General features: G+C 61.4%; 14 protein-coding genes. 7 read left to right on the plus strand and 7 right to left on the minus strand.

Features of this window, described 5'->3' with window-relative positions; genetic code table 11:
• Positions 1-226: 226 nt before the first annotated feature.
• Positions 227-1,570, plus strand: a complete 1,344-nt coding sequence (locus CCGE525_RS33215) for a UbiD family decarboxylase (protein WP_245472242.1) — start codon at positions 227-229, stop codon at positions 1,568-1,570.
• Positions 1,571-1,880: 310 nt separating this feature from the next.
• Here CCGE525_RS33215 and CCGE525_RS33225 read toward each other — a convergent pair whose 3' ends face one another.
• Together CCGE525_RS33225 and CCGE525_RS33230 are read right to left on the minus strand one after the other, a co-directional pair.
• Positions 1,881-3,074: an IS91 family transposase gene (locus CCGE525_RS33225; RefSeq protein ID WP_120703951.1), complete on the minus strand. Its 1,194-nt coding sequence runs from the start codon at positions 3,072-3,074 to the stop codon at positions 1,881-1,883.
• A gap of 10 nt (positions 3,075-3,084) precedes the next feature.
• Complete coding sequence (locus CCGE525_RS33230) at positions 3,085-3,972, minus strand: tyrosine-type recombinase/integrase (protein ID WP_120703950.1); 888 nt, start codon at positions 3,970-3,972, stop codon at positions 3,085-3,087.
• A gap of 131 nt (positions 3,973-4,103) precedes the next feature.
• Here CCGE525_RS33230 and CCGE525_RS33235 point away from each other — a divergent pair, with 131 nt between their 5' ends.
• From CCGE525_RS33235 to CCGE525_RS33245, 3 genes are all read left to right on the plus strand, one after another.
• Complete coding sequence (locus CCGE525_RS33235; protein WP_342637446.1) at positions 4,104-4,430, plus strand: hypothetical protein; 327 nt, start codon at positions 4,104-4,106, stop codon at positions 4,428-4,430.
• Positions 4,431-4,645: 215 nt separating this feature from the next.
• Positions 4,646-5,326 (plus strand): GntR family transcriptional regulator, encoded by a 681-nt coding sequence (locus tag CCGE525_RS33240; protein WP_120708408.1) that lies wholly within the window; start codon positions 4,646-4,648, stop codon positions 5,324-5,326.
• Between the two features lie 32 nt (positions 5,327-5,358).
• Positions 5,359-5,931 (plus strand): UbiX family flavin prenyltransferase, encoded by a 573-nt coding sequence (locus tag CCGE525_RS33245; RefSeq protein ID WP_120708409.1) that lies wholly within the window; start codon positions 5,359-5,361, stop codon positions 5,929-5,931.
• Here CCGE525_RS33245 and CCGE525_RS33250 read toward each other — a convergent pair.
• From CCGE525_RS33250 to CCGE525_RS33265, 4 genes are all read right to left on the minus strand, one after another.
• On the minus strand, positions 5,919-6,431 hold the full coding sequence (locus CCGE525_RS33250) for a TIGR02444 family protein (RefSeq protein ID WP_245472243.1): 513 nt from the start codon (positions 6,429-6,431) through the stop codon (positions 5,919-5,921). The genes CCGE525_RS33245 and CCGE525_RS33250 overlap by 13 nt on opposite strands.
• A gap of 145 nt (positions 6,432-6,576) precedes the next feature.
• The gene (locus CCGE525_RS33255; RefSeq protein WP_120708411.1) at positions 6,577-7,404 is read right to left on the minus strand and encodes an ABC transporter permease; all 828 of its coding nucleotides are present in this window, start codon (positions 7,402-7,404) and stop codon (positions 6,577-6,579) included.
• 12 nt (positions 7,405-7,416) lie between these two features.
• Entirely contained in the window at positions 7,417-8,193 is a 777-nt protein-coding gene (locus CCGE525_RS33260; protein ID WP_120708412.1) for an ABC transporter ATP-binding protein, read from the minus strand.
• Between the two features lie 26 nt (positions 8,194-8,219).
• Positions 8,220-9,215 (minus strand): ABC transporter substrate-binding protein, encoded by a 996-nt coding sequence (locus CCGE525_RS33265; protein WP_162950375.1) that lies wholly within the window; start codon positions 9,213-9,215, stop codon positions 8,220-8,222.
• 230 nt (positions 9,216-9,445) lie between these two features.
• Between CCGE525_RS33265 and CCGE525_RS33270 the strand changes: the two genes are divergently transcribed.
• The 3 genes from CCGE525_RS33270 (at position 9,446) to CCGE525_RS33280 (ending at position 12,123) form a co-directional block, all read left to right on the plus strand.
• Positions 9,446-10,192, plus strand: coding sequence for an isochorismatase family protein (locus tag CCGE525_RS33270; RefSeq protein ID WP_120708414.1), 747 nt, complete (start codon positions 9,446-9,448; stop codon positions 10,190-10,192).
• 80 nt (positions 10,193-10,272) lie between these two features.
• Entirely contained in the window at positions 10,273-11,088 is an 816-nt protein-coding gene (locus tag CCGE525_RS33275) for an alpha/beta fold hydrolase (RefSeq protein ID WP_120708415.1), read from the plus strand.
• Positions 11,089-11,160: 72 nt separating this feature from the next.
• Entirely contained in the window at positions 11,161-12,123 is a 963-nt protein-coding gene (locus CCGE525_RS33280; protein WP_120708416.1) for an XdhC family protein, read from the plus strand.
• 99 nt (positions 12,124-12,222) lie between these two features.
• Here CCGE525_RS33280 and CCGE525_RS33285 read toward each other — a convergent pair whose 3' ends face one another.
• Positions 12,223-13,608: a uracil-xanthine permease family protein gene (locus tag CCGE525_RS33285; RefSeq protein WP_245472244.1), complete on the minus strand. Its 1,386-nt coding sequence runs from the start codon at positions 13,606-13,608 to the stop codon at positions 12,223-12,225.
• Positions 13,609-14,081 lie beyond the last annotated feature (473 nt).

The raw sequence follows: 14,081 nt of genomic DNA on the forward strand, positions 1-14,081 counted from the left end.
GTACCTCGGGATGCTCCGGTCGGCTTCGACCTTCATCGCCATCGGCAAGCTGTTGCTCTTCGTCATAATGTATGACAGTATGGCGGTGTAATGCAATCGAAAAGACGAGCGTTTTCACGGGTGCTTCTCGATTGAGCCTTTTCGGGAGCGTTTTCACAGACAGATTTCTGCGGGAGGCGGCGGCCAATTCAGGCCGCGGCGACGCATTTTTGGGAGCGTAAATTCCATGACGACAAAAGAGCAAAATGCTCCGTTGGATCTCCAGGAGCACATTGCACGGCTGGAAGCCCGCGGGCTCCTGACGAAAGTCCAGGTTCCGATCGACAAGGACAGCGAGTTGCATCCGCTTGCCCGCTGGCAATTTCAGGGCGGCCTTCCCGACGAGCAGCGGCGCGGCTTTCTTTTCACCGACGTTCACGGCGCCAATGGCGAAAAATACGACATCCCGGTCGCCGTCGGTGTTCTCGCAGCCTCGCCGGCGATCTATGCTGCCGGCCTCGGGGTCGAGGAAGACGAGATCGGCGATGTCTGGGTTCGCGCCATGGAAAACCCGATCGATCCGGTCATGGTTGACGACGCCCCTTGCCAGGAAGTCGTCATCACCGGCGACGCCTTGAAGACGGAGGGCGGTGGCCTTGGCAGCCTGCCGGTTCCGATCTCGACACCCGGCTTCGACAGTGCACCTTATTTCACCGCAACGCTTTGTGTTACCCGCGACCCCGACAACGGCATCCGCAACATGGGAACATATCGAGCGGCGCTGAAGGCGGAAGACCGCCTAGGTGTGCGTATGGCCAGCCGTCTCAGCGGCGCCGGCGGCTACCAGCACTGGCTGAAATACCAGAAGCGCGGCGAGCCCATGCCCTGCGCCATCGTCATCGGCTGTGCGCCGGCCGTTCTCTTCACCGGCCCACAAAAACTGCCGATCGATCAGGATGAGCTCGGCGTCGCCGGCGGCCTGACCGGCAAGCCGATCCGCATCGTACGCTGCAAGACGATCGACCTCGAAGTTCCGGCCGACGCCGAGATCGTCATCGAAGGCCTGATCGACACCGAGCTCCTGGAGCCGGAAGGGCCATTCGGCGAAAGCCACGGCCATGTCGCGCTCGAGGACTTCAACATGTCGATGCAGGTGACGGCGATCACGCGCAAGCGTAAGCCCGTGCTGGTGTCGATCGTCAGCCAGGTAACCCCCAGCGAATCGAGCGTGCTGAAGCGCGTTGCCTATGAGCCCCTCTTCCTCAACCATTTGAAGAAGGTGCTGAACGTCAAAGGCATCAAGCGCGTCGTCATGCATGAGCCGCTGACCAATATCCGCAAGGTCATCTTCCTCGAATTCGACCGCAGGGCACCGCAATCGGAGATCTGGCGAGGCCTTCAGGGCGCTGCCACGCTGCAGGCCCAGTGCGGCAAGATCGTCGTCGCGGTTTCAGACGACATTGATTCGCGCAATGCCGACGCCGTGTTCTGGTCGCTGGCTTATCGTGCCAACATGATCGACGACGTGCACATCACGCCCTACCGCTCCGGCGGCCATGGTGAAGGTTTTTCGATGCGGGCCGCGGTGTGACGGTGGCGGCTGGGCGTGTGTCGGCCCGCGTTGAAAAACCTTCCAAGGAGGAGGCCTGCGGGGGCTGGGTGGAGCGCCTATGGGGAAAGCGTGCGGCTGCGGTTTTCTGAGGTGGCTATCGGTGGGAGCGTCGGGTGCAAGCGGGTTGCCCCGAAGGCTTGCAATGACGCGATCGGGGTTGGGGTGCTCCTCTTTCGTAGGCCTCGCATCGGCGGTTTTGCAGTGTGCGGCGTTGCCTGGCGCAAATCGGCGCCACCCCGGAATGCATCGCAGATCCGGGCCGGCCTTGGCTGATGTGACAGGCGTTTCGTCATGCGGCGTCCTTTCGGGGTGGCGCACGGGATTTGGGTCGCTGGCCACGGCGGAATATCTCGACGATGCGCATCGGGCCGCCGCAATCTGGGCATGGCTGCCTCAGGGTGAGCGGGATGCTCTCGGCGCTTGGCGTGTCGTCCTGTGATGGCGCTTCCGTCCCGAGCAGTTTCCTTATCTTTGCGACATTGGCCTTGCGGCCTGCTCCGGCCAGCAGGCCGTAGTGGCGGATGCGGTGGAATCCGTCGGGCAGCACGTGGATTAGGAAGCGGCGGATGAACTCGTCGGTGGCCAGCCGCATGACCTTGTGACGGTCACCGGTCTTGATGCGGTAGTCCTTCCAGCGGAAGGTGACCGCCTCGGCATTCGCGCTGATCAGGCGGCTGTTCGAGATCGCCACGCGGTGCGTGTAGCGGCTGAGATAGGCCAGCACGGCCTCGGGGCCGCCGAATGGGGGCTTGGTGTAGACGACCCAGTCGGATTTGCGGAAGGGGGCAAGCCAGGCAGCGAAGGCATCCGCCTCTGCAAGCCGGGCTAGATCGCCGAAGAAGCAGAGCACCCCGGATTGACTGAGTGCCATCAGTCCTTCGAGAAACAGCCGCCGAAACAGACGAGACAGAACCTTTATGGGCAGAAGGAACCCCGGGCGACAGCCAATCCAGCGCGTGCCATCCGGCGACAGTCCACCGCCGGGCACGACGATGTGCACATGCGGGTGATGGGTCAGCGCCGACCCCCAGGTGTGCAGCACGCTGGTCATGCCGATGTTTGCGCCAAGGTGCCGGGGATCGGCGGCGATGGTGGTCAACGTCTCCGCCGATGCCCGGAATAGAAGATCATAGACCGTCTTCTTATTCCAATAGGCGATCTGCGCGATCTCGGCGGGGATGGTGAAGACAACATGGAAATACTCGACCGGCAGCAGGTCTTCGGCACGGGCGGCCATCCAGTCCCGCGCCGCGGGTCCCTGGCACTTCGGGCAGTGCCGATTCTTGCAGGAATTGTAGGCGATGTGATGGTGGCCGCATTTGGCACAGGCTGCCACATGCCCGCCGAGCGCCTCGGTTCGGCAGGCCTCGATCGCCGCCATGACCTTGAGCTGGGTCAGGCTAACATGCCCGGCATTGGCCCGCCGCCACGCCGGGCCATAGGCACGGAAGATGTCGGCGATCTCCAGTTTTGGCCGGATCACCGGACGGGCGCTACTCCAGTTCGCGTCGGAGCGTTTGGTCCTGCAGCTTCTTCAGGGTCTCGAACGGGCTGATCGTGTCGCGGATCGTCTTCGTGGCGACATGCATATAACGGGCGGTGGTCGTCAGCTTGGCGTGTCCCAGAAGGACCTGGATCACCCGCACATCCGTGTTCGCTTCCAGCAGGTGGGTGGCAAAACTGTGCCGCAGGGTGTGCAGCGTCGCTGGCTTGGCGATCCCGGCCAGTTTTTTGGCGGCGGTGAAGGCGCGGTTGAGCTGCCGCGGCGAGATCGGGTTGATCTTCGGTTTGCCAGGAAAAAGCCAGCCCTGCGGCCGTGACTCGCGCCAATAGTCGCGCAAGAGTTCCAGCAGCAGGGGCGACAGCATCACCTTGCGGTCCTTCTGTCCCTTGCCCTGTTCGACATGGATCAGCATCCGATCGCTGTCGATGTCGCTGATCTTGAGGTTGCAGACTTCGGAGGCCCGCAGTCCGGCGCCATAGGAGATGCTGAGCGCCGCTCGATACTTCAGGCCCGGCCCCTGGGCCGCCACAAGCAGGTCGGAAACCTCCTCAACGCTCAAGACAACGGGCAACTTCTGCGGTTGCCGACGGAACTGCATATGCCGCTTCATCTCTTCGCGGTCGCAGGTGATGCCGAAAAAGAACCTCAGCGCGACGATGCGGGCGTTGAAGGTCGGCGGCGTGACGCCCGCATTGGTCATGTGCAATTGGTAGGCGCGCAGGTCGTCGGGTGTCGCGGTATCCGGAGATCGCTTCAGAAACCCGGCGAAATCCTTGATCGCCCGAATATGGGCTTGCCGGACTTTGTCGCCCATCCCGCGGATGCGCATGTCTTCGATCATCCGTTCGCGCAGCGGGGTCGTCTTCTCCTCCGTCATGGGAACCTCCTGTCTGGTGATTGAGAAGACCCCAATCCTCAGCCAGGACGGCAAACCCACAAAATGCACGGCGTTCAGATCGTTGCTGCACCGTCACCACGGGCGCCAATGCCGCGCGAGCGGCTTCGTCCTTGGGCCCGAAATCCGCCGCCAAGACCGCCGAGGGAACTCTCCTGATCGACGCCACCTTGAAGGCGCCGATGCCGCCGCTCGCCCTGCCGGCCGAGCCCTACATGACCCGTGCCCGTAAGATCTGGGAGGATCTGCAATTGCCGCGCCTTTCGCCGCAGCCGCCATGGCACGGCTATTCACTCGGCGACTGGAGCGATCTCTGGAGCGGTTTTGCCGATGCCGCCGTCACGGGTGATTGGCGCGCCACGGGCGAAAACACCTATGCCCGCCGCCAGGGCGGCATGAAGCCGGAAACGCCGGTGCGCGACATCGAAAAGAAGCGCTGATTCCCATTGGCGGACACAGGAAGAGGCGCGTGTCCGCCAATGATCCGCTCGCAACGAGCGCGCTGGAGGAACAACGGAGGGGCGCAACACCTGCCCGTTCGATACAATCGCTTGACGGTGAATCGCTATTTCGCGCAATACAGTAGGATTGTCAGCTCGTCCTTCGCGAATGGGTTTGGCGCAAGATTGCGGACATGGTGTCAGCGGGGAATAGAATGAACACAACAGAACGCGAGCCTTTTGAGCCATTGAAACAAGAATCCGCTCCGCTGCGGAACAAAATCATCCAATCGCTGCGGCGGGCGATCGAGACCGGCTTTCTCGAGCCAGGGACGCGGCTGGTCGAAAAGGATCTGTGCCAGCAATTGAACGTTTCCCGCACGTCGCTGCGCGAGGCACTGCGCCAGTTGCAGGCCGAAGGCATCCTGACCGACCTCAACGGTCGCGGGCTCGCCGTCGTCACAGTGACGCCTGCGGATGCGGAAAACATCTACCGCATCCGCGGTGTGCTGGAACCGCTGATCATCGAGCAGTTCATCGAGAACGCACCCGATGCGGAAGTGACCGCGCTGAAGGCACAGAGCGAAAAACTCACGGCGGCCTACCGGACTGGCAGCGCCGAGGAAATCGTCGCCACCAAGCGGGATTTCTACGACCTCATATGCACCGGCGCCCGCAATCCGATCGCCTTCGATCTCTTGAAGAAGCTGACGCTTCTCACCTCGCCGCTCCGCCGGCGCTCGGTCGTGCGGCCGGAACGGCGAAAGCAAAGCATCACGGAGATCCAGCGCATCGTCAGCGCCATCAGCGCACGCGACAAAAGTGCGGCGCATGCGGCCGCGGAAACCCATGTCGCCAATTCCGCTCGCTCCGCACTGCACGCAAGCGACAGCTAGATTTTAATGCAGGTACAGAAGGTTGGAAGCGCATGCGACGCATCATCATAGCCATCACCGGAGCTTCCGGCGTCATCTACGGCGTGCGTGCGCTTCAACTGCTGCAGGACATCTCCGACGTCGAAACACACGCGATCATCTCGCCTTCCGCGCTGAAAACGGCAGCGGAAGAAGTGGACATGAGCGCGGACGAGATTCGTGGTCTTGCCGACAAGCTCCATAATTATCGGGACATCGGCGCCGCCGTTTCTTCCGGCTCTTTCCGCACAGCCGGCATGCTCGTCGCTCCCTGTTCGATCAAGACGCTGAGCGGCATTGCCAATTCCTACAATGACGAACTGATCGTCCGCGCGGCGGATGTCTGCCTCAAGGAGCGCCGGCGCGTGGTGCTGCTGCTGCGTGAAACACCGTTGCATGCCGGTCACATTGCCCTGATGGATCAGGCGACGCGCAACGGCGCCATCATCATGCCGCCAGTGCCGGCCTTCTACAGCAGGCCGCAAACGATAGACGACATTGTCAACCAGACCGTCGGCCGCGCCCTTGATCTCTTCGACATCCATCTGCCGATCGTCAAGCGCTGGAAGGAAGATCAGGATATCTGAGGCGGCCGCCCCTGCAGCGGCAAAGCCTTGGCGATCGTCTCGATGAGCGAAGAAGCACGCTCGCTGATGTCTCCACCCCGATAATGGCGGACGGCGACGGCCATGTTTTCGAGCGGATTGGCTCCATCGGCCTTCACAAGCGCAAGTCCCTCCGCCTCCAGCACATAGAGCTCGATACGCTCCGCCGAAAGCTCGGCGCCTTTGATTGTGTTGCGCAAAGCTTCGGTCCGCTTGCAGGGCGCCGGCGCCGGTCCGGTTTTCAGCCGCTTGCGCAGCGTTCGCAACGGGACCACCACTTCCTCACGCCACGCGTCGACGCTTTTGGCGATACGCTCCAGATCGTCGGCAGGTAGCGGAACGGAGCGGGTCCCGAGCCAGGCCGCGAACAGCAGCACGGGGACATCGAGGTCGCTTTCGTCCTGAAGGGAAAGGCAGGCATCCGAAACGCCCGTCGCCTCATAGAGGGAAACGGAAAAATTCCATAGATCCGGTCCAGGCATCGGCATTCACCCCCACGCACGTCCCCCATGCCTTCGACCGGAAGAGCATGGTGGTGGCTAAATCTGTCCCACAGCAAAAAGCCGCCGAAAATCCCCCGCGGCGGCTTTTCTATTGTTCCGAAAAGGCAGGAATAGGCGATCCGCATCAGGCCGCGTCATGGCCGGCGATTTCGCTCTGCCACGGCGCAACGATCTTTTCGAGCCACCCGACCAGCGCCGTCAGCGCCACGGCGATAACCATGATCAGCACGATCGGCACGAACATCTCCGCAGTCTGAAAAGCATTCGCCGAGGTGATGATGATCCCGCCAAGCCCGGAAATCGCCGTCTGGAACTCGGCGATGACGATGCCGATGACGGCCTTGCCGATGCCGAGGCGCAGACCGGCCATGATGTAGGGGATTGTCGCGGGCAGAACGATGCCACGCATGATCTGCGTCTGCGGCGCGCAAAAAGCCGTGCCGACCTCGATCAATGTCTTCGGAACGGCCTTCACACCGAACCAGGTATTGAGACAGATCGGAAAGAAGGACAGCAGAAAAACGATGACGGCCTTGACCGCGAAGCCAAGACCGAACCACAGGATCATCAGCGGCACGAGAGCGATCAGCGGCGTCGCATAACCGGCTGTGACATAGATGCCGAAAGCCGATTCCAGAAAGCGGTAACGCCCGAGCAGCAGCCCGACAGGAATGCCGATGATGGCAGCGGCGACATAGCCGGCCGCAAAAGGCTGGCTGCTTTCGATGAGGGCCTGAAGCAGCCTCCCATCCTGCATCATGTCAAGAAAAGCGACGAAAATGGCGCTCGGATAGGTGCCTAGCAACGGGTTGGCGCTGCGGCCGAAATATTCCCAAAGCGCAACCGCGATGATGACCGATATGGTCGTGATCATCCAGCTCGGCATTGACCAGCGTGCGTTGTCACCGGCAGACTTTTTCCAAACAGTTCTTCCTGCTTCCGTTGTCGTCATAGTTCCTACTCCTTAGGCGGCCTGCCGTTCACTGTCGTGCAAGGCTTCCCAAATCATCGTCCGCTTCCGCGAATATTCCTCGGACGTGCGAATGGCGCGCATGTCGGCCCGATCGCGGCCGAGTTCGACCGGGACGATCTGTCCGGCCGAGCCTTTGCGCATGACGACGACGCGGTCGGCCAGCATAACCGCCTCGTCGAGATCATGCGTAACGATGATGATGGTTTTGCCGGTCTTGGCATGAATGGACAGAAGCTCGCCATGCAGCGTCTCGCGCGTCTGCGAGTCCAGGGCGCCGAAGGGTTCGTCCATCAGCAGCACCTCGGGGTCAATCGCGAGCGCCCGCGCAATGCCGGCGCGCTGCTTCATGCCGCCGGACAGCTGATGCGGCCTCAGCGTGCGGGCATGATTGAGGCCGACGAGCTCAAGATAATGGCCGGCGGCGCGGGACAATTCCGGCTCCTTGACGCCCTTCATCTCCAAACCGTAGCCGATATTGCTCAGCGTGCTGCGCCAAGGCAGCAGTTCCGCATGCTGGAATACCATGCCGCGATCATAGCCGCAGCCCGAGATCGGCCGGCCGGCAACGCGCACCTGACCCGACGTCGCCGTTTCGAGACCCATAATGATCCGCAGCAAGGTGGTCTTTCCACAGCCGCTCGGGCCGATCAACGCGATGATCTCGCCCTTCTCGACGTCGAATGAGACACCGTCGAGGGCGCGTGCGAATTCAATGCCTGAGCGTGAGCGAAATGATTTGACGATGTTCTGCACCTCCAGATGAGCCATGCAGAGTCCTCCTTGGGTGGATCGGCTTATTTCTTGACGGTCGCCAAGGCTTCCGTACGAACGCTGTCGTCGACGAAGTTGTGGATATCGGCCTTCTGCCGCAGGGCGCCGAGGCGCACCATCTGATCGTCGGTCCATTGCAGATTGTCGAGCGGGATCGCCAGGTCCGTCGCAATCGCCTTGTATTTGATGGCCTCGTCATAGATGAATTCAGCCGTCTTGTCGCTATCGGGCAGATGGGCGACTTTTCGGGCGAGCGTGATCATCGCGTCCTTGTTGTTGACTGCGTAAGTCAATCCTTCCATCTCGGATGCGAGGAAGTTCACCATGTCCTGCCGGCGTGCCTTGATCTTGGCGCCCGTCGTCATGATGCAGACCTTGACGAATTTCGGCGTCACTTGCGCACCGGCCAGCAGCGGCTTGATGTTGAGCATGTCCGCGCTGACGGCAAACTCGCTGGAGCTGGCAGCAGCCGCGACAACGCCCGAGCTTATCGCGCGCACACGGTCAGCGCTGCCGCCGGCATTGGCGTATCGCACATCGCTGCCGGAAATACCGACCGCCTCGAGTGCAAGCTGGCCGAACAGCGCTGGGAGCGAGCCAGGGGCGGAAACACCGACCGCCTTGCCCTTGAGGTCGGCGGGCGTTGCAATATTCTTGGCGGCGAAGATCGTATAGGTCATGCCCGGCCAGTTGCAGCCGATGATCTTGATGTCCGCGTGCTGATGCATGGCGGCGAAAGCAACGACAGGGCTTGCTTCAAAACTATCCAGCTCACCGGCGATCAGAGCCTTCAGCGCCGTCGGGCCGCCAGTGAATTCCACCATGTTGATGTCGAGATTGCGCTTGGCGGCAAAGCCGCCTTCGGCGGCCTGGAACAGAAATCCGGAATCGCCCTTCGCCTCGACGATGCCGTGTTTCCACATATCTGCGGCTTGCGCGGCTGAAGCAAACCCAGTCGCTGCCATCAGAGCACCTGCAACGGCAAAACAGCCACCGCGGATAATCGTTTTCGCCAGCATCAGCATTCTCCTCTCACAGGCTCCAAACGCGCCGAGCACCCGACCCAACTACGAACTCTCAGCCCGTTCACCACCCGCTTCAATTCGATGTCATCTTGTCATAGTGTATGTTTGCCATACAAACAGAACCATGTCATAAGTCAAGTCCGCGGGCCGAATGTTTCCGGACAGGATCGCGCAATGTGCGGCTCACGAGGAGCTCCGGTCCGTCTTTTCAAGGGAGAGACAACATGGGCGAAAGAATATGGGACAAGTTTCTGACCGAGCGGGACAAGGCCGTGTTCGAGCTGGCGGGCTATGGCGTGCGACAAGGCTTTGGCAAAAGGCCGGCCCTTTTGATCATCGACGTCAACTATGCCTTTTGCGGCGACCGCCGCGAGCCTCTATTGGAATCCGTCAAGCGCTGGCGCCAGTCCGGCGGTGAAGCCGCCTGGGACGCGCTGCCGATCATCCGCAAATTGCTCGACGTCGCCCATGACCGTGAATTGCCGGTCATCTACACCACCGGTGTCCGCCGGGCCGACAATTGGGATGCCGGCGGCTGGGCCTGGAAAAACGGCCGCAGCGGCGAGAAGCCGGCCGGTACCAACCAGGATGGCAACGAGATCATGCCGCAGATCGCCCCCAGCCCGCAGGATCTCGTCATCTATAAACAGAAGCCGAGCGCCTTTCACGGCACCAATCTGGTCAGCTACCTGACGCTGCTCGGTTGCGACAGCCTGATCGTTGCCGGGACGGCGACCAGCGGCTGCGTCCGCGCCACCGTCGTCGACGCCTTCAGCTACAATTATCGGGTGACGATGGTCGAGAACGCCTGTTTCGAGCGCTCGGAAGCCAGCCACGCGATCGCGCTTTGCGATCTCAACGCCAAATATGCCGATGTGATCGACAGTGAAGAAGTCCTCGCCTACATGGAGGGCCTGCCGCGCGGCATGTTCAACCTGCCAAAGGGGCCGGCGCGGAAGGCGGCCGATTAGGATTTCCGTCGCGGGCGGATCCCGAAAAATCCGCTGCCACGGCACCAGCACCTCCCATGTTCATACAGGAATAGACCGACATGACCTCCCAAGCGACACAATCCGACTTCGCCACAACCCGTGACGGCACCCGCATTTCCTATCGGCTCGTACCCGGCAATGGTCGAAACCGCTGCGTGCTGGTGCATTCGCTTGCGATGGACAAGAGCTTCTGGAACTCGACCGTGGCCGCCCTTGCCGGCGCATATGACGTCCTGATCCTGGATTGCCGTGGCCACGGCAAGTCCGACAAGCCCCAGGGTCCCTATAGCGTCGAACAATTTGCCGATGACATCGCCGACGTCATGGATCATGTCGGCTGGACCTCGGCCGTGGTCGCAGGCGCATCCATGGGCGGCTGCGTCACCCTGGCCTTTGCCGGGCGGCATCCGAAACGTGTCGATGGGCTCGGCCTGTTCGACACAACCGCCTGGTACGGCGAAAATGCGCCGGACGCCTGGGCCGAGCGCGGCAACAAGGCGCTGAACGAAGGCCTTTCCTCCCTCGTCGGCTTCCAGAAAACCCGCTGGTTCGGCGATGCCTTCCGCGACGCGAACCCAGAGATTCTCGACGCCGCCATCCAGGTTTTCCTGGCGAATGAACTGCCGGCCTATGCCGCCACATGCGCCATGCTCGGCGCAGCCGATCTGCGTGCTTTTCTGCCGAAATTCGATTTCCCCTGCGAGATCAGGGTCGGTTCCGAGGACTACGCCACACCGCCGGAGATGGCAAAATATCTCGCTGACCACATTCCCGGCGCGAAGATGGAAATCATGGAAGGCGTACGGCACTTCTCGCCTCTGGAGGTACCCGCCGTGATCGCCGACGCACTCAAGACGCTTGCAAAAGCTGCCTGACAACAAAAGGCGCGATCGGGAGGAAACGATGCAGCAGACATGGATCGTTCGATAGGACAAGGGTCTGATCCCATGAAAAATGCTGACGGCAGCTGGGAAGCCTTCGACGACTACGTGCTCGATTTTGCGCTGGAGCGGATGCAGATCGGTGAAAGAGTCGCGCTCGTCACACTCGTGAAAATCGAGGGCTCTTCGCCCCGGCCCATCGGCGCACAAATGGCCGTGTCCGAAACCGGCGCGTGGGTCGGCTACCTCTCAGGCGGCTGCATCGAACGCGCCGTCGTTGCCGAAGCGATCGAGGCAATTGCGGAAGGCAAGAACAGGACCGTCCGCTATGGGCGCGGCTCGAAATATATCGACATCCAGCTCCCCTGCGGCAGTGCCATCGAATTGGTCTTCGATGTCGAGACGAAAGAGTCGGATCTCGCCGCCATCGACGGACGGCTGAAGAAGCGATTGCCGGCGGTCATGAAAGTCCCCACGCCGGATGATGTCGGGAACGAATGGACGCTACGGCAATACCAGCCGAGGAAGAAATTGATCATAGCGGGTGTCGGCCCGGCGACGGTGCAACTGGCTCGCATGGCGACGATCGACGGCTTCGATGTTGCGGTCTGGTCCTATGACGAAGCGACGTTGCAGCGCCTGGCATCCCACATAATAAAAACAGTTGCGCTCACCGGATCGAAACATCCTCCCAGGATGGAAGCCGATGCGCGGACGGCCATCGTTTTCATGTTCCATGACCATGAATGGGAACTGGAGATGATGCCGTCCGCGCTCGGCACCAGCGCCTTCTATATCGGCGCGATGGGCAGCCGCGCGACGCATCGCCTGCGGGTCCGACAACTGGCGGAACGGGGAATTTCCGAAGCGCAGATCAACCGGATCCACGGACCCGCCGGCCTCTTTGCCGGCAGCAAGAGCGCCGCCGACATCGCGCTCTCGATCCTGGCCGAAATCATGCAACTCGCCCAAACCCAGGGTGCTTTCAAGCCAAGCGCCGGCATGTCGAGGCACGCTACCGCCGCATAGAATTATCGATCAAGGGCGGGATGCGTTTCCCTCGCGTCCTGACGATTGAGGCCGGCCACTTATGTGCCGGCCTCGATTCGTTTCAGCGGCAGCATGACGTCAACGTCTGGCCCTACCACCGCTGATGACAGCCTTGGCCTCCGCTCCAGCGACAGCGGTTTCCCGCGCCGGAGCGGCCGAACAGAGCAGTGAATGCAGGACGACCAGCGTCAACCCGCCGGAAATCACCGGCTGTTGCAGGATCATCTGCAGCACCAGCGGCATGGCATGCAGCGCATCGGGCGTCAGGAACAAGCCACCCAGTCCCACCAGGAAGGCAAGGCCGGCTGCGATTAGCCGGCGGTCGTCCCACTCGACCTGCGCCAGGATATGGACGCCGTGCATGAAGACGATGCCGAACAACAGCGTCGCCGCGGCCGAAATGACCGGCAGGGGAACGACGACCAGCAGCATGTCGAACTTGATGCAACCACCGAAGACGATCAGCAGCAATCCGGCCGCCAGCGTCGCATAGCGCGATCCAACCCGCGTGGTCCGCAGCATGCCGATATTGTCGGGATAGACGATAGTGCTGAAGCCGCCAAATAGGCCCGCTACCACCGAGCCAATGCCGACGCCGAAAATGCCTTCCGACATGCGCCCCGGCGTAAGCTTCTCTCCACCCCAGTCCGCCACCGTCTGATAGAGCGCCATGGAGCCCATGCCGGCGGGAATGAGCACCAGCAGGAAGACGATGACCAGGTCCGGACGCACGCCATAGCCAAAGGGGAATAGTTTCGGCTCCACGACCAGAGGCGCCGAGACGACGGGTGCAAGCGAAATGGGGCTGAACAGAGCATAACACAGCGTGCCAAGCGCCAGACCGATGAGAATGGCGATGCGGCGAAACCGCCGGCCGCCCCACAGCATGGCGACGACGATACCGACCACGGCGACGGCGCCCGAAAGCAGGTTGATCGTCGGAAATCCGGGGCTTGTCGGCTGGCCGATCCAGTTCGGCAGCGCCACGCTGGCGATCTGGATCATAATCAGCATGACCATCATGCCCGAGATGATCGGCACCCGCAGGAAGCGCGCGAAAATGCCGATGACGCTCCATCCGCGGATCGGCAGGCTCAGTACGCACCAGATCAACGATGCCACGAAGAACGAGCCATAGGCGACACCCAGTCCGCCGCTCTGCAGATGCCCCACGGTCAAAAGTGCCGCGAAGCTGCCGGCATACGGCCCCTGCGCGATCGGCAGCCGCAACAGGATGACCGATTGCAGGATGGTGATGATGCCGCAGACGATGAAAGTCATGCCGTAGAGATAGGCGATCTGGTCCGCCGGTAGATTGAAAGCCCGACCCATGATGCCGGGGAAAACGAACATGCCAGTCATGCCGAACACGTTCTGCATGCCAAGAAGCACGAATTGCGATGGTGTCAACCGCCCATTGATACCGATATCGAATACGCCTTGCGCTGCAGGCTGATCAGACAAAATTCTTTCCTCCATAACCATTCCCCGGCCCGCCGCGCCCTACCGCATCCCCCAGCAGGTCAATACCGTCCACGGCGAAGCATGCAATAGCTTTTTGCTACACCGTCATTTGGTATGATTGTCATACAACATGTCTTTTCTCAAGAGGGCATGGTCCGCTTTATGTGTCTCCCGGTCGTTTTGGGTGGTACTGCAGGCTGGCGTATCTGCCGAACTCAGGCGACGGAGCTGCGGCGCCAGACTCCTCGCTGACACTTATCGCTAGATGGATTTTTGAAGTCCCTTGTTGGCTTAAGGCGGAGCCTTTGCCATCGAAGAACGGCATCGCGGTACCGTCCGATCGAGCGAACGATCGATCTTGAAGGCAATTGGCGGACTGCAATGCAGCTTCCGCCGGAAGCGGAGCTCGCCGCTCAATTCGGCGCCGATCGTAACGCTCTTTGCAAGGCGGCAAAGGTCTCATCCGCGCCGCC

This window comes from Rhizobium jaguaris, assembly GCF_003627755.1.
GTDB classification, from domain to species: domain Bacteria; phylum Pseudomonadota; class Alphaproteobacteria; order Rhizobiales; family Rhizobiaceae; genus Rhizobium; species Rhizobium jaguaris.